Raw genomic sequence first — 14,896 nt, 5'->3', positions numbered from 1 at the left:
GGACGCGGGCGGCAAACGTTCCGGGGTCAGCCGGCGGCGTCGCGGGCTCCCTCGGACAGGAAAGTAAAGACATAGTCCGAGAAGGAACGCCAGCACTCGACCCTGAAGGCCTCGTCGGCCGTGCGCGACAGCACGATCTCGGCCTTGCCCAAAATGGTGCGCGAAGCGGCGCCCACCGGGAAGACTTCGAGCGACAGATCCTGCGGGCAGCCCGAATTGATCGCGGCTTCCGCCGCCGGGCCGGTGACGGAAATCGCGATGTTCCGGTGCGAGATGCCGACCGACGAGTGCAAGGCTGAAACCTTCGCGCAATCAGCGAGCGGGTCCTTGCCGGCCTCGTCGATGACAAGCCACTCGTCCGGCCCAAGCCACAGCGCCGTACGCCCGCCCTTCGACGCCGATGTTTTCGGCTGCCTCGGCAAGGTCAGTCCGAGCGCCTTCGACAGAGCGGCGACCGAAGCTTCCGGCGCGCGCAGCGAAATGCGCTGGGCCGGCGGCAGCACTTCGACCTTGACACCCGTTGCGGAGACAGTGCGCCCGGCCAATGCGGGACGCCGCTCCGCCGAGGGCGAAGCAGTCGCGGCCGTCTTTGCAGCAGCCTTAGCCATTAAGGCGCCCTCCTGTCTCGTCGAAGAACACCATGCCGGCAACCTCCACTTCGATCACCCCGTCCGGCATCGGCACATAGAGCGTATCGCCCATCCGGTCACGCCCGCCGGCGACCAGCGCCAGGGCGATGGAACGGCCGCAATTCTGCGACCAGTAGCTCGAGGTGACGTGGCCGATCATCTTCATGGGGATTGCCTGCTTCGGGTCCTCGACGATCTGCGCGCCTTCTTCCAGCACCACCTTGGGGTCCTTGGTCTTCAAGCCGACCAGTTGCTTGCGGCCCTTGGCGACCAGATCCGGCCGCGCCATGCCCCTGATGCCGACGAAGTCGGCCTTTTTCTTGCCGACCGCCCAATCGAGGCCGGCATCGTTTGGCGTCACCGTGCCGTCCGTATCCTGGCCGACGATGATGTAGCCCTTCTCGGCGCGCAGCACGTGCATCGCCTCGGTGCCGTAAGCGGTGGCGCCATGCTTCTGGCCTTCGGCCCACAACGCTTCCCAGACGGCCTGGCCATAGTCGGCCGGGACATTGACTTCGAAACCGCGCTCGCCGGTGAACGACATGCGGAACAGCCGCGTCGGCACGCCACAGATCTTGCCTTCGCGCACCGACATATGCGGCAGCGCCTCATCAGACATGTCGATGCCTTCGACCAGCGGCGCGATGATGTCGCGGGATTTCGGACCCTGCACGGCGATGACCGCCCATTGCTCGGTGACCGAGGTCAGCCAGACATTGAGATGCGGGAACTCGGTCTGGAGGTAATCCTCCATGTGGTTCATGACGCGCGGCGCGCCGCCCGTCGTCGTGGTGACATGGAAGCGGTCCGGTGCCAGCCTGCCGACGACACCGTCATCATAGATGAAGCCGTCCTCGCGCAGCATGATGCCATAGCGGCAGCGGCCCGGCTCCAACTTTTCCCAGGGGTTGGTGTAGAGCAGCTCCATGAACTTGGCCGCGTCGGGGCCGACCACTTCGATCTTGCCCAGCGTCGAGGCATCGAAAAGGCCGGCCTGATTGCGGACCCCAACGCATTCGCGGTCCACCGCCGCATGCATGTCCTCGCCGGCTTTCGGGAAATACCAGGCGCGCTTCCACTGGCCGACATCCTCGAACACCGCGCCTTGCGCCTCGGCCCAGGGATGGATCGCGGTTCTGCGGGTCGGGTCGAACAGCGGCCCACGCGCGTGGCTGACGATCGCACCGAATGTGACAGGCGTGTAGGGCGCGCGGAACGTGGTCAGGCCGACCTCCGGGATCGGCTTGCCCAGCGTTTCGGCGGCAATCGCCAGGCCGTGCATGTTGGAGGTCTTGCCCTGGTCGGTCGCCATGCCGTTGGTGGTGAAGCGCTTGACATGCTCGATCGAGCGCATGCCTTCATGCACCGCCTGGCGGATGTCCTTGGCGGTCACGTCGTTCTGGAAATCGACGAAGGCTTTAACCGTCGTGTCCGGTCCGGCGCCGGGCGCCGCACCCAGCATGCCGCGCGACCAGCTCTCCGAGGCGTCCACCTTCGGTTTGGTCCCCTTGGCGGCTTTCGCGCCAGCATCCTTGGCCGCCTTGGAGCCCGCCGCATAGGCCTCGTCGACCGTCGCCGCCAGTCCGTCGGTGCCGTTGCAGGCGCCGACCGAGACGCAGTCCTGCGCGTAGGTGCCAGGCACGAACCGCTTGGTCTCGTCGTTGAAGGCGACCTTGCCGCGCGACTGCGAGAACAGATGCACCGACGGTGTCCAGCCGGCCGACATCAGGATCGCATCGACCGGAATTGTGCGTTCGCCGCCGCCATTCTTCGGCTGCACCGTCATCGACGACACCCGCAGCTTGCCGCTGGCCCGGATCACAGCACGGCCGAAATTGATCTCGATGCCGAGCGCCCTCGCCTCGTCGATCACCGGGCCGGTCGGGTTGTCGCGCAAATCGACGATAGCCGCCACGTTGACGCCGGCCTTCTTCAGGTCGATCGCGGCGCCGTAGGCCGAGTCATTGGCGGTGTAGACACCGACATTTTTTCCGACCGCGACACCATAATGGTTGAGGAAGGTGCGCGCCGCGCCCGCCAGCATGACGCCCGGCCGGTCGTTATTGGCGAACACCATATGGCGCTCGATGGCACCGGAGGCCAGCACCACGCGCTTGGCGCGGACCTGCCATAGCCGTTCGCGCGGCAGGTCATGGCCGGGAGCCTTCAGGTGATCGCTGACGCGCTCGACCAGGCCGACGAAATTCTGCGCGTAATAACCGAACGCCGTGGTGCGCGGCAGCACGCGGACATTGTCCATCGCACCCAGCCTGGCGATCGCCGCTTGCGCCCAGGCAAAGCCGTCCTTGCCGTCGATCTTCGCGCCGGACTCAAAGCGCAGGCTGCCGCCGAACTCGGCCTGCTCGTCCGCGAGGATGACACGCACGCCGGTCTCCGCCGCGGCAAGCGCCGCCGCGATACCAGCCGCACCGCCGCCCAGCACCAGAACGTCGCAATGGGCGTAGCGCGAGGAATAATGGTCGGGATCCGGCCTGTCGGGGGAAACGCCAAGACCGGCTGCTTCGCGGATCTTCGGTTCGTAGAGGCTCTTCCAGGCCGCCTTCGGCCACATGAAGGTCTTGTAGTAGAAACCGGCCGAGAACAGCGGTGATGCCAAATCGTTGACCGCGCCGACGTCGAAGGACAGCGACGGCCAGCGGTTCTGCGAATTGGCGGCAAGCCCGTCATAGAGCTCCTGCACGGTGGCGCGCACGTTGGGCGTCTTGCGCGCGTCATCACGCACGATCTGCACCAGGGCGTTGGGCTCTTCCGCGCCGGCCGAGAGGATGCCGCGCGGGCGGTGGTACTTGAACGAACGGCCGACCAGATGCACGCCATTGGCAAGCAGCGCCGAAGCCAATGTGTCGCCCTCGATGCCGGCATAGGACTGGCCATCGAAGCTGAAGCGGGCGGTCTTGGCCTGGCTGAGGCGTCCGGCGCCGGGAATGCGCAACGCGCCGCTCATTTGGCAAGCCCTTCGTTGGAGTTTTTGGGCAGCTTGGAAGGTTTCGGCTCGCCGGCCCTGTAGGTCATGACGAACTTGTCGGTGACGGTGTCGCGCACCGCGTTGAAGAAGCGCGCGCAGCCATGCATGTGCCGCCAGCGCTCATAAATGATGCCCTTGGGATTCGAGCGGATGAAAAAGAACTTCTCGAAATCGTCGTCGCTCTCGCCGACCATGTTGGCCGAACGCGCGATATGCGCCTCGCCGGCGTTGCGGAATTCGAGTTCCGGGCGCTCTTCCTCGCAATAGGGGCAGCGGATGAGAAGCATCGTGTTTGTTCCTACAATTCGCCGTGGCCGACGCGCGCGCCGGGGGGTTGGTCGCAAAGCTTCTGGCCCATGGTCATGAAGGGAGCGACGAGTCGCAGCCGCTCCTCGACGCTCGTCGCCGCACTGAAGAGATCGCGGTTGGCCATGTTGCCGAGCGTCAGCTGCATCGGATCGGTCGTAACGATGACGCCACGCGGTTGGAAATCCTCGTCCTCATCCAGCCCATGCGGCCTGCCCTCGAAGAACATCACCACTTTCTGGCCGACACTCCAGACGCAGGCGAGCATTCCCTCGTCGACGGAAAACGGCCAGCCGGCCTCGTTTCCGGCACGGCTGATCGGCTGTAGCCGCACCTCCTGCGCCGTGGGAACATGGAACATGCCTTGTTCCCCCGCCAGCATCAGCGGCATCGCGACTGCCACTTCGGCCATCATCAGTGCGCCACCGCCGCCGCCGCTGCCTCGTCGATGAGGCGGCCGGTGCGGAAGCGTTCGATGGTGAAGGGCGCGTTGATCGGATGCGGATCGTCCTTGGCTATGGTGTGGGCGAAAACATGGCCCGAGCCAGGTGTCGCCTTGAAGCCGCCCGTGCCCCAGCCGCAATTGACGTAGAGGCCGGGCACCGGCGTCTTGGCCAGGATCGGCGAGCGGTCGGGCGTCACGTCGACGATGCCGCCCCACGAACGCAGCATCTTCATGCGCGTGAAGATCGGGAACATTTCGCAGATGGCATCCAGCGTATGCTGAAGAATGTGAAGCCCGCCGGTCTGCGAATAGGAAACATACTGGTCGGTGCCGGCGCCGATCACCAGTTCGCCCTTGTCGGACTGCGAGATATAGGCGTGCACCGTGTTCGACATCACAACGCAAGGCACGACCGGCTTGACCGGCTCCGATACCAGCGCCTGCAGCGGATAGCTCTCCAGCGGCATGCGCACGCCGGCCATGTTCATGATGACCGAGGAATGGCCGGCCGCGACGACGCCGACCTTCTTGGCGCCGATGAAACCGCGCGTCGTGTCGACGCCTGTGACCGCGCCGTTGGCAGCCCGCTTGACGCCGGTGACCTCGCAGTTCTGGATGATGTGGACGCCGCGCGCCGAAGCGCCGCGCGCATAGCCCCAGGCGACCGCGTCATGGCGCGCCGTGCCGCCGCGGCGCTGCAGGGCAGCCCCGACGACCGGATAGCGCGCGTCTTTCGAGGTATTGAGCGGCGGACAGAATTCCTTGGCCTGCTCCGGCGTCAGCCATTCATTGTCGATGCCGTTCAGCCGGTTGGCATGGACATGGCGCTTCAGCACCTGGATGTCGTGCACATTGTGGGCGAGCATCATGACGCCGCGCGCCGAATACATGACGTTGTAGTTGAGCTCCTGGGAGAGCCCGTCCCACAGCTTCAGCGCATGGTCGTAAATCCCTGCGCTCTCGTCATAGAGATAGTTGGATCGGATGATGGTGGTGTTGCGGCCGGTATTGCCGCCGCCCAGCCAGCCCTTTTCCAGCACCGCGACGTTGGTGATGCCGTGCACGGTGGCGAGATAATAGGCCGTCGCCAATCCATGACCGCCGGCGCCGACGATGATGACGTCGTATTCCTTCCTGGGCTCAGGCGAGGACCATTGTTCCTCCCAGCCCTTGTGGCCGCGCATGGCCTCGCGGGCGATGGCGAATACAGAGTATTTCTTCACGGTCCAGCCTCGCGCCAAAAGGTCTCGCGGATTGCAGCCGGGCCTTCCTTCGGCCCAGCGCGCGAGGTGTATCACTAGCGAAACGGCGCTGCCATCCTTGCGCTGTTTGCGACGGCGCTTGCCGTTTTGCGCCGTGCTGAAAAAGAGGTATCCGGTCTGGCCCCGATGATTGGCTTCAGTCACACTTCCCGGCGTCGGGGATTCGGAGGATGATGGTGGGCAACGCCTGGTGGAATCTCACATTGCGCTTCCTGCTGGAGCTGGCGGCCTTGCTTGGCCTCGGCATGGCAGGCTGGAGCCTTTTCGAGGGCTGGTGGCACTGGATCCTGGCCCTTGCCTTGCCACTCATCGCTGCAGCGTTGTGGGGGATTTTTGCCGTGCCCGGCGATCCGAGCCGTTCAGGGAATGCACCGGTACCGGTGCCCGGCGCTGTCAGGCTGGCGCTGGAATTCGTCGTCCTGTTCGGCGGCGCGGCGGGTTTCCATGTGGCGGGCCATGCCGCCACGGGCACCATCATGGCCGTGCTGATCGTCATCAGCTACGCGTTCTCGCTGGACCGATTGGCTTGGCTGCTGCGGCAATAGTTGGTGCGAGCCTCTGCGGCTTTCGGGTGGCTCTCGCACCGCCGACCTGCGACCAAGCATCCGGTCGCCGGCAAAGCTGGCGCGAAGGACAAGGATGCCAGACATGCTCGCACTCGCCAACAAGATCGCCATCGTCACCGGTGCCAGTTCCGGCATCGGCCGCGCCACCGCCAAACTGTTCGCGGAGGAAGGCGCCAAGCTGGTCATTTCCGCTCGCCGCCAAGCGGAGCTTGATGCACTCACCGTTGAAATCGAGGATGCCGGCGGCACGGCCGTCGCTCTCGCGGGGGATGTCACCGACGAGACCTACGCGAAAGCTCTCGTCGAACTGGCGGTCGGCAGCTTCGGTGGACTCGACATCGCGTTGAACAATGCCGGCTCCGTCGGACCGATGGGTCCTGTCCCCGACATGTCGGCACAGACATGGCATGGGACGATGGACACCAATCTGACCAGCGCCTTTCTCGGTGCGAAGTATCAGATACCGGCCATGCTCGAGCACGGCGGCGGCTCGCTGATCTTCACGTCGAGCTTTGTCGGTTACACAGCCGGCATGCCGGGCATGGCCGCCTACGCCGCGGCCAAGGCCGGCCTGATCGGATTGACGCAGGTGCTGGCCGCCGAATACGGACCGAAGGGGCTGCGCGTCAACGCGCTGCTTCCCGGCGGGACCGACACGCCAGGCGCGACGACGACCACGCCTGAGGCTCGCGCCTTCGTCGAGGGCCTCCACGCCCTGAAGCGCATGGCACAGCCGCAAGAGATCGCCCGCTCCGCGCTTTACCTCGCCTCCGACGCCTCGAGCTTCACCACGGGAACCGCGCTGTTTGCGGATGGCGGCGTGTCGATCAACCGGACGTGAAGGATTTTTTGCGGGGACAGGCCTGTTCGTCGTTGTGACGCAGGCCGCCGGTCTTGCTTTTTCGGCGCGATTTGGCGATTCCGTTTCTATCTAAACGGGTCTTCTTGCCAAGACGGGTCCTGGAACCATGATGCTGATCCGAACCTATGTCGCCCAGAGTGCAATCGAAGGCGTCGGAATGTTCGCCGCCGAGCCCATCCGGAAGGGCGCCTCGATCTGGCGCCTGGATCCGGATTTCGATCGGCTGATCCCGATGGACAAATACGAGACGGCGCCGCAACCCCTGAAGGAATTGCTCGACCGTTATGCCTATCCGAGCCCGGACAAGCCCGGTTTCATCGTCTATGAGGTCGACAATGGCCGCTTCATGAACCATTCGGCGACCCCGAACACCGATTTTTCGCAATATGGCGGCGCCACCGCGACCCGGGATATCGCCGTCGGCGAGGAGATCACCTGCGACTACGGTGAGTTCTTCGAGGATTTCGAGCGGCTGCACCTGGCCACGGCGTAACAGGCACCCTATCTCCAGGCGACCGTGGCAATTTGGCTGTCGTCCGTCATTTCGACTGTGGACAGCGAGGCTTGATTCTGATATCAGCCGCCACAATTCGTGGTGTCGAGCGCCGCGGAGGCTTGTGGCTATGGCTGCTTGCCTGTTGATATCAAACCCGAAAGACAGGATTGCCCGTGCAGGTACTCGTCCGCGACAATAACGTTGATCAGGCGCTTCGCGCGCTGAAGAAGAAGATGCAGCGCGAAGGCATTTTCCGCGAAATGAAGATGCGCGGCCACTACGAGAAGCCTTCCGAGAAGCGCGCCCGTGAAAAGGCCGAAGCCGTTCGCCGCGCCCGCAAGCTGGCCCGCAAGCGCGCACAGCGCGAAGGCCTGCTGCCGATGACCCCGCGTCCGGTTGCTGCTGGCGGTGCCGCCGGTGCAGCGCGTCCGCCGCGCTGATTATCGCCAATATTTCGTCCTTTTCGAAGGATACCAGGGTGGCGCGATGCGGAATCGCCGCCACCCTTTTATTTTGATTGTGACCCGGCCCGGAGGGGGGAACCGGACCTGAACGACGGCGCAAGTGAGGACAGGGCAGACATGAACGCAACAAGCGTGGAGCGCGGGACCGCATTGCGTGGTTTCGCCCTGACAGCGGCCCTGCTTTCCGGACTGGTGCTTGCCGGCTGCCAGACGTCGGGCCCGGCCGGCGAGTTCAACAACATCGACAAGGCGCAAGGGTCGAGCGAGAACATCTCCTCGCTGTCGGCGGTCATCCAGCGCAATCCCCAGGATCCTGAAGGCTACAATGTGCGCGGTTCGGCCTATGGCCGCGGCGGCCAGTACCAGCAGGCGCTCAAGGACTTCAACCAGGCCATCCAGCTCAACCCGAATTTCTACCAGGCCTATTCGAACCGGGCCCTCATCCAGCGCTTCCTCGGCAACCAGGAAGCCGCACTCGCGGACTACAATCGCTCGATCCAGATCAACGGCAATTACGACGCCGCCTATATCGGCCGCGGCAATCTCTATCGCAAGGCGGGCCGCACCCAGGATGCCTTCACCGACTTCCAGAAGGCGATCCAGCTCGACACGACGGATGCCCGCGCCTACCACAATCGCGGCCTGATCTATCAGAGCCAGGGCCAGCACAAATTCGCCATCGAGGACTTCTCGACCGCCATCTCGCTGGCCCCTGACGCCGCCGAGCCCTACAACGGCCGTGGCCTCTCCTATCTTGCGACCGGCGACGAGGACAACGCCTTCTCCGACTTCAACATGGCGATCAAGCTCGACGGCCAGAACGCCGAGGCCTGGGCCAACCAGGCGCTGATCTACGAACGGCGCGGCGACAAGGCAAAGGCGGCGAAGGCCTATCGCGAGGCCGTGCGCCTCAACCCCACCTACCAGCCGGCCAAGGACGGCCTCGCCCGCGTCAGCTGACATCGGCTCCCGCAGGCCCGCGCCAAGCGCCCCACTGCATCGTGCGTCCGAAAGGACACGCGGCGCGGCGGATCGCCGTCAGTCCGGCAACCCTGTGTTAACCCCCGCGACAAGCCGTTAACCCTCGCCTTGTTCGCGCCAAGTTTTCGGCGGAACGGTCGCGGCGCTCGAGACGTTACTGAAGACTGATTGCGAAAGGACCCTCCCCATGATCAAGAAACTCGTCTGCGCCGCTGCTCTTGCAACGACCGTTTTCGCTGCCGCCCCGGCCAGCGCCGGCAGGCTGCAACTCGGCACGCTCGACTGCACCATCGATGGCGGCACCGGCTATATCGTGACGTCCAACAAGGGCGTGTCCTGCGTCTTCCGGCCCCATCATCACGGGCCGTCGGAAATTTATACAGGCGTCATCTCGAAGCTCGGTGTCGATGTCGGCAAGACGCACCAGGGCCAGCTCATCTGGGCGGTTTTTGCCGCGACCCGTGACCGTGACGCGGGCGACCTTGCCGGCAGCTACTACGGCGTCAACGCCGAGGCGAGCGTCGTGACCGGTGGCGGCGCCAACCTGCTGGTCGGTGGCTTCGACAGCGCCTTCATGCTGGAGCCGCTCAGCGTCCAGGCGCAGACCGGCGTCAATCTCGCCGTGGCGGTGACTTCGCTGGAGCTGATCCACTCGCTCAAATAAGCGGTTTGGGGCCTCGGCTCCAGACCCTTCACTCTGCGGCGCGGAACCGGATAGGATGGTTCCGCGCCGTTTGTTTTTTGGGGGGACGCCATACCGAGGACAGCTCCCGCCGCTGCCATGATTGCAAATCATGCTTGCCGGCAAGCGGTGCATCCAGGACGACGCTGGCCCAAACATATCTCGAAAAAACCGCTTGAGCTCAACCGAGGTTGAGGTTCTACAAACCCGTCCCGAGCAAAACAGCGTCTCGACGCGGCGCGCATGGTCCTGCCGGAAGCCTCGCGCTGGCTTCTGGTGCCGTGCGGCTGCATCAAGATATGCAAAGCAGGGATGGACATGACCGAGATCAGCACAAACAGGGTCGACTGGCGCGCATTGTGGGCAAGCGGCGACCTGGCGCGCTTCTGCTTCATCAGCCTCGGCATCCTGCTTCATGCCACCAATGAGACGATGGTGGCGACCGTCATGCCGGCCATGGTCGGCGAACTGGCCGGCGTGCAGCTCGTCGGCTGGTCGCTGGCGATCCACGAACTCGGCGCCATCGTCGCCGGTGCCGCGGCGGGACGGCTGGTGAGCTATGTGGCGCTGCGCACCAACATGGTGGTCGCCGCCCTGCTTTACGCCGCCGGGGCGCTGATCTGCGCCACCTCGCCTTCCATGCAACTTTTCCTGGCCGGCCGTCTGATCGAGGGGCTGGGCGGTGGCGCGCTGGTGTCGCTCGCCTTCGTCTCGGTCGAACGGCTGTTTTCGCGTGCCATCTGGCCGCAGCTTTTCGGCATCATGTCGGCGATCTGGGGCGTCGCGGCGTTCAGCGGCCCGCTCCTCGGCGCTGTTATGACCGAATTGCTGTCGTGGCGCTGGGCCTTCGGCGTCTTCACCCTCGGCGGCACCGCCATGGCGCTGGCAAGCTTCCTCGTGCTCGACACGCCGGAAGCGACAAGACCCAGCACGAGCGCCGGCAAGGCGCCGCCTTTTCCGTTCATGGCGCTTGGCTGCCTTGCCATTGCCGTGGTGCTGATCGCCTCGGCCGGCGTCGACATCGCCCTGCTGCGTTCCTCGCTGCTGATCGTGCTGGGGCTGGCAGGTCTCGCGCTGTTCTTCTACATCGATGCGCTGAAGCCGCGCTCCCGGCTTTTCCCGGCGCGGCTGTTCTCGTGGCGCACGCCCGTCGGCGCCGGCATGACCATGGTCGCCGCCTTTTCCATCGCGACCTGCTCCTTCGGCGTCTACGGGCCGCTGCTGCTGACCAGCCTGCACGACATTCCGCTGCTGACCACCGGCTACATCATCGCCGCCGAATCGATCGCCTGGTCGATCCTGTCGATCCTCGTCGCCAACGCGCCGCCACGGCGCGAAAGGCTGATCATCGTCTGCGGCGCACTGATGATCGCGGCGGGCATCGCCGGCTTCGCCTACACGATACCGCTGGGCTCGATCCCGCTGATCCTGGTCTGCGCCCTGCTGCAGGGCGGCGGTTTCGGCATCGCCTGGCCGTTCCTGACCCGCGTCATCGTCGCCTCCGCCCCGGACGACGAACAGACCATCGCCTCGGCCGCGGTGCCGACCATGCAGCGCATCGGCTACGCCGTGGGCGCCGCCCTTGCCGGCATTGTCGCCAATGCCAGCGGTTTTTCGCAAGGCCTGAACCATGACGCGGCCGCCGGTGTCGCGAGTTGGCTGTTCCTTGCCTTCGTGCCGCTCGGCATTCTCGGCTGCCTCGCCGCCTTGCGGATATCGGCGGCGGCAAACCGGCCGCTCGCAGCCATCGGCTGACGCAGGTTTCTACCGGACGGCTAATTCACTCGACACGCAGGCGGTAGCCGACACCGGTCTCGGTGGTGATGTAGCGCGGCTGGTCGGGGGTTTTTTCGATCTTCTGCCTGAGCTGGCGCACATAGACCCTGAGATACTGCACGTCTGTCGAATCGTCCCAGATCTGCTTCAGGATGAAGTGGTGGGTCAGCACCTTGCCGGCATGCTGCACCAGGATGCGCAGTATGTCGTACTCCTTCGGCGAGAGCTTCACCTCCCTGTCCTCGACCTTGACGATGCGCTTGACCAGATCGACGCTGAGGTCGCCGCTCTGGAAAACCGGCTTTTCGCCTTGTTGCTGGAACTTGTGGCGCAGCGCAACGCGGATGCGCGCCACCAGTTCGTTCATTCCGAACGGCTTGGTGACATAATCGTCGGCGCCGAGTTCGAGCGCGCTGACGATGCCGGCCTCGTCGGTGCGGCTGGAGAGGATGACGACGGGAATGTCGACGCCCTCGTCACGCCATTTGCGCAGCAGGTCATGGCCCCCTATGCCGGGCAGGCCGAGATCGAGCAACACCAGGTCGGGCTTTTCCTGTTCCATCAGCTCGATCGCCACCTTGGCGTTCGGCGCCTCGCTGACCCCGTAGCCTTGGCTGGCAAGGCCGACCCGCAGCAGCTTGCGGATCGGCGGCTCGTCATCGACAACCAGTATCCTGACATTCGAATTGGTCATCGGGGCTGGTCCACGCCGGGTTCGTCGCCGTGGTTGCCGACACCGCGCGCTTGCGCCGGCACCGGCATCCTGATGGTGAAGGCGGCACCGGGGCGGTCGGTCCGGTTGGCGGCCGCGATCGTGCCGCCCATCGCCTCGACGAAGCCACGGCAGATCGACAGGCCGAGCCCAGTGCCGGCGCGCACCTGATCGCCCTTGCGCACCCGGTAGAAGGTGTCGAACACGCGTTCCAGGTCCTGCGCCGGAATGCCCGGCCCCTCATCCATGATCTGCACGATGCCAGAGCCATTGTCGGCCCAAGCCTGGACGCGGATCGCCGAGCCCGGCGGCGAATATTTCGACGCATTGTCTAGAAGGTTGAACAGCACCTGCTCGAACAACACGGGATCGAGCTTCAGCATCGGCAGGTCGGGCGGAATATCGACCTCGATCTTGTGTTCACTGGCGATCTTGCGGGCTCGGTCGAGTGCCGTACCGACGATATCTCCAAGATAGTGAAGGGCGTAGTTCGGCTCCATCGCACCGGACTCGATCTTAGTCATGTCGAGCAGATTGGCGATGAAGCGGTTCAGCCGTTCCGATTCGTCGATCACCGTCGACAGAAGCTCCGCCCTGTCCTGCTCGGGCAGGTCGGGGGCGAACTCCTTGAGTGTGCCTGCCGCCCCCATGATAGCCGCGAGCGGCGTCTTCAGGTCATGCGAAATCGAGGTCAGCAGCGCCGAGCGCAGCCGGTCGGCTTCGGCGGCGAGCTTGGCGCGGTCGACATCGGCGACGAGCTGGACGCGTTCGATCGCCACCGCCGCCTGGTCTGCCAGCGCGTCGAGCAGCCGCTGCTGCTCGGGCGTCAAAAGCGGGCCCTGCTTGTCATTGTCGAGACCGACGACGCCGATTGCCGTGCGTCCCGTGCGCAAGGGAAGATAGAGGCGCTTGGCACCGGGCAGCGTGTCGGCGCCGCGTCCGGCGGCGCGGTTATGCTCCCAGGCCCAGCGGGCGGCGGCGATGTCGGCCTCGGCCAGCGTGTCGTCGGGCGGATAGCCTGCCTTGACGGTGATGGCGCCGTCTTCCGGCAGCAGCAGCACCACGCGCAGCTTCAGCATCGAGGCGATCTGGAAGGCGGTGGCCCAGAGCACGTCATCGAGCGTGCCGGCGCCGGCGAGCTTCTTGGAGAACAGATAGATGTCCTCGGTTGCCCGCGCCCGTGAGCGGGCGGCGGCGGCCTGACGCTGGACGCGCGCCGTCAGGTTGCTGGCGATGACGGCAACGGCGACGAAGACGGCAATCGCGACGATGCTCTCGGGATCCCGGATCGTCAGCGTGTAGCGCGGCTCGAGGAAAAAATAGTTGAAGGCAAGGACACTGAGGAAACAGGCGTAAAGCGCCGGCCAGAGACCACCGGCCACCGCCGATGTCAGCACGGAGAGCAGGAAGACGATCGCCAGGTTGCGAACGTCGAGGAACTGGTCGAGAACAGTGCTGACGGCCAATGATCCGGCAACGTAAGCCGTGGCGAGCAAATACGGCTTGGCCTGAAACTGCCTCTGCTCGGCTGCCGCGCTCACTCTCCTGGAAGGCGTCTCGGTGTCCCGCTCCGTTCCGGAGATGACATGGACGCTGATGTCGCCGGCATTGCGGATCAGATCATAGGTGAGCGATCCCTCGATCAGTTCCCGCCAGCGCGACCGGGTCGGCCTGCCGACCACGATGTGGGTGAAATTGTTCGCCGTCGCATGGCGAACGATGTCCTGCGCCACGCTCTGGCCCGGAATGGTCGTCACCTCGGCGCCGAGCTGCTCGGCCAGGCGCAGGAGTGTGGCGAGCCTGTCCTTGTCGTCCTCGGACATGCCGGCCGAGCGAGGCGTATCGACATGAAGTGCCGTCCATGGCGCACGAAGCCTGTCGGCCAGCCTGCGTGCGTAGCGAATGCGGGCTGCCCCGCCCGGACGCGCATCGACGCAGACGAGAACCCGTTCCCCGGCAGCCCACGGTCCCTGGATGGCGTGGGACTGCATGTGGTTGAGCAACTGCTCGTCGACGCGCTGAGCGGTACGCCGCAGCGCCAATTCCCGCAACGCGGTCAGATTGCCCGGCGAAAAATAGTTCTCGACGGCACGCTGCGCCGTGTTGGGGAAATAGACCTTCCCCTCCTCCAGCCGCTTGATCAGGTCGTCGGGCGTCAGATCGATGATTTCGACATCGTCGGCCTGGTCGATGATGGAATCGGGCACCGTCTCGCGCACCCTGACCCGCGTGATCTGGGCGACGACGTCGTTCAGGCTTTCGACATGCTGGACGTTGAGCGTCGTATAGACGTCGATGCCCCGCGCCAGGATTTCCTGGACGTCGAGATAGCGCTTGGGGTGGCGGCTACCGGGCGCGTTGGTGTGGGCGAGTTCGTCGACCAGGACCAGCGCCGGACGCCGGGCAAGGATGGCATCGATATCCATCTCGTCGAGGACACGCCCCCTGTAATCGACCTTGCGGCGGGCAATGACTTCATACCCCTCGACCAGGGCCCGGGTTTCCTTGCGGCCATGCGTCTCGACCACGCCGATCACCACGTCGACACCGTCGGCCAGCCTGGCACGGCCCGACATCAGCATCTCGTAAGTCTTGCCGACACCCGGTGCCGCGCCCAGGAATATGCGCAGACGGCCGCGCCCTTCCCGCCCGGCATGCTCTAGCAGCGCGTCGGGAGATGGTCTGTTTTCGACGTAGCTTCTGTTGTCCGGCATCGGGTCCGATCATGA

14 protein-coding genes are annotated in these 14,896 nt (G+C 64.9%); 7 read left to right on the top strand and 7 right to left on the bottom strand.

From position 1 onward, the window contains the following. Nucleotides 1-26: 26 nt before the first annotated feature. Genes O7B34_RS24655 through O7B34_RS24635 form a run of 5 tightly spaced genes read right to left on the bottom strand, consistent with a single transcriptional unit; the run spans nt 27 to nt 5,589 of the window. Nucleotides 27-608, bottom strand: coding sequence for a sarcosine oxidase subunit gamma (locus O7B34_RS24655; protein WP_337148491.1), 582 nt, complete (start codon nt 606-608; stop codon nt 27-29). Further along, nucleotides 601-3,594, bottom strand: coding sequence for a sarcosine oxidase subunit alpha (locus O7B34_RS24650; RefSeq protein ID WP_337148490.1), 2,994 nt, complete (start codon nt 3,592-3,594; stop codon nt 601-603). Before O7B34_RS24650 ends, O7B34_RS24655 begins: the two co-directional genes overlap by 8 nt. After that, nucleotides 3,591-3,902 (bottom strand): sarcosine oxidase subunit delta, encoded by a 312-nt coding sequence (locus tag O7B34_RS24645; RefSeq protein ID WP_337138764.1) that lies wholly within the window; start codon nt 3,900-3,902, stop codon nt 3,591-3,593. Before O7B34_RS24645 ends, O7B34_RS24650 begins: the two co-directional genes overlap by 4 nt. Before the next feature lie 11 nt (nt 3,903-3,913). After that, on the bottom strand, nt 3,914-4,336 hold the full coding sequence (locus O7B34_RS24640; RefSeq protein ID WP_337138765.1) for a hypothetical protein: 423 nt from the start codon (nt 4,334-4,336) through the stop codon (nt 3,914-3,916). Further along, nucleotides 4,336-5,589, bottom strand: coding sequence for a sarcosine oxidase subunit beta (locus O7B34_RS24635; RefSeq protein ID WP_140504341.1), 1,254 nt, complete (start codon nt 5,587-5,589; stop codon nt 4,336-4,338). The genes O7B34_RS24640 and O7B34_RS24635 overlap by 1 nt, the downstream gene beginning before the upstream one ends. Before the next feature lie 209 nt (nt 5,590-5,798). Here O7B34_RS24635 and O7B34_RS24630 point away from each other — a divergent pair, with 209 nt between their 5' ends. The 7 genes from O7B34_RS24630 to O7B34_RS24600 all read left to right on the top strand — a co-directional run bounded on the left by O7B34_RS24630 (nt 5,799) and on the right by O7B34_RS24600 (nt 11,434). Continuing rightward, entirely contained in the window at nt 5,799-6,173 is a 375-nt protein-coding gene (locus tag O7B34_RS24630; protein ID WP_245262081.1) for a DUF2568 domain-containing protein, read from the top strand. A 103-nt stretch (nt 6,174-6,276) separates the two neighbouring features. Continuing rightward, entirely contained in the window at nt 6,277-7,035 is a 759-nt protein-coding gene (locus O7B34_RS24625) for an SDR family oxidoreductase (protein WP_337148488.1), read from the top strand. A 127-nt stretch (nt 7,036-7,162) separates the two neighbouring features. Further along, nucleotides 7,163-7,549, top strand: a complete 387-nt coding sequence (locus O7B34_RS24620; RefSeq protein ID WP_027142987.1) for an SET domain-containing protein — start codon at nt 7,163-7,165, stop codon at nt 7,547-7,549. Between the two features lie 176 nt (nt 7,550-7,725). Further along, nucleotides 7,726-7,992, top strand: a complete 267-nt coding sequence (gene rpsU / locus O7B34_RS24615) for a 30S ribosomal protein S21 (protein WP_010911429.1) — start codon at nt 7,726-7,728, stop codon at nt 7,990-7,992. A 141-nt stretch (nt 7,993-8,133) separates the two neighbouring features. Further along, nucleotides 8,134-8,976, top strand: a complete 843-nt coding sequence (locus O7B34_RS24610; RefSeq protein WP_027142988.1) for a tetratricopeptide repeat protein — start codon at nt 8,134-8,136, stop codon at nt 8,974-8,976. A 208-nt stretch (nt 8,977-9,184) separates the two neighbouring features. Further along, on the top strand, nt 9,185-9,661 hold the full coding sequence (locus tag O7B34_RS24605; protein WP_027142989.1) for a DUF992 domain-containing protein: 477 nt from the start codon (nt 9,185-9,187) through the stop codon (nt 9,659-9,661). Nucleotides 9,662-9,997: 336 nt separating this feature from the next. Then, entirely contained in the window at nt 9,998-11,434 is a 1,437-nt protein-coding gene (locus O7B34_RS24600) for an MFS transporter (protein ID WP_337148487.1), read from the top strand. A 25-nt stretch (nt 11,435-11,459) separates the two neighbouring features. Here the strand turns inward: O7B34_RS24600 and O7B34_RS24595 are convergent, their stop codons facing one another. Then, nucleotides 11,460-12,149 carry a response regulator transcription factor gene (locus O7B34_RS24595; RefSeq protein ID WP_140504348.1) on the bottom strand — a complete coding sequence of 230 codons (690 nt, stop codon included), beginning with the start codon at nt 12,147-12,149 and terminating at the stop codon, nt 11,460-11,462. Then, nucleotides 12,146-14,881 carry a sensor histidine kinase KdpD gene (locus tag O7B34_RS24590; protein WP_337148486.1) on the bottom strand — a complete coding sequence of 912 codons (2,736 nt, stop codon included), beginning with the start codon at nt 14,879-14,881 and terminating at the stop codon, nt 12,146-12,148. The genes O7B34_RS24595 and O7B34_RS24590 overlap by 4 nt, the downstream gene beginning before the upstream one ends. Nucleotides 14,882-14,896 lie beyond the last annotated feature (15 nt).

Origin of the sequence: Mesorhizobium sp. Cs1299R1N3, assembly GCF_037179625.1 — a bacterium.
In the GTDB taxonomy this organism is placed as follows: domain Bacteria; phylum Pseudomonadota; class Alphaproteobacteria; order Rhizobiales; family Rhizobiaceae; genus Mesorhizobium; species Mesorhizobium salmacidum.
Note: the sequence above shows the minus strand (reverse complement) of the source record. Positions and strands in the feature narration are given on the sequence as shown.

What these genes read in the sequence shown, in the direction of transcription:
- O7B34_RS24655 (WP_337148491.1), bottom strand. Translation starts at nt 608, where the DNA reads ATGGCTAAGGCTGCTGCAAAGACGGCCGCGACTGCTTCGCCCTCGGCG.
- O7B34_RS24650 (WP_337148490.1), bottom strand. Translation starts at nt 3,594, where the DNA reads ATGAGCGGCGCGTTGCGCATTCCCGGCGCCGGACGCCTCAGCCAGGCC.
- O7B34_RS24645 (WP_337138764.1), bottom strand. Translation starts at nt 3,902, where the DNA reads ATGCTTCTCATCCGCTGCCCCTATTGCGAGGAAGAGCGCCCGGAACTC.
- O7B34_RS24640 (WP_337138765.1), bottom strand. Translation starts at nt 4,336, where the DNA reads ATGATGGCCGAAGTGGCAGTCGCGATGCCGCTGATGCTGGCGGGGGAA.
- O7B34_RS24630 (WP_245262081.1), top strand. Translation starts at nt 5,799, where the DNA reads ATGATGGTGGGCAACGCCTGGTGGAATCTCACATTGCGCTTCCTGCTG.
- O7B34_RS24625 (WP_337148488.1), top strand. Translation starts at nt 6,277, where the DNA reads ATGCTCGCACTCGCCAACAAGATCGCCATCGTCACCGGTGCCAGTTCC.
- O7B34_RS24620 (WP_027142987.1), top strand. Translation starts at nt 7,163, where the DNA reads ATGATGCTGATCCGAACCTATGTCGCCCAGAGTGCAATCGAAGGCGTC.
- O7B34_RS24610 (WP_027142988.1), top strand. Translation starts at nt 8,134, where the DNA reads ATGAACGCAACAAGCGTGGAGCGCGGGACCGCATTGCGTGGTTTCGCC.
- O7B34_RS24605 (WP_027142989.1), top strand. Translation starts at nt 9,185, where the DNA reads ATGATCAAGAAACTCGTCTGCGCCGCTGCTCTTGCAACGACCGTTTTC.
- O7B34_RS24600 (WP_337148487.1), top strand. Translation starts at nt 9,998, where the DNA reads ATGACCGAGATCAGCACAAACAGGGTCGACTGGCGCGCATTGTGGGCA.
- O7B34_RS24595 (WP_140504348.1), bottom strand. Translation starts at nt 12,149, where the DNA reads ATGACCAATTCGAATGTCAGGATACTGGTTGTCGATGACGAGCCGCCG.
- O7B34_RS24590 (WP_337148486.1), bottom strand. Translation starts at nt 14,881, where the DNA reads ATGCCGGACAACAGAAGCTACGTCGAAAACAGACCATCTCCCGACGCG.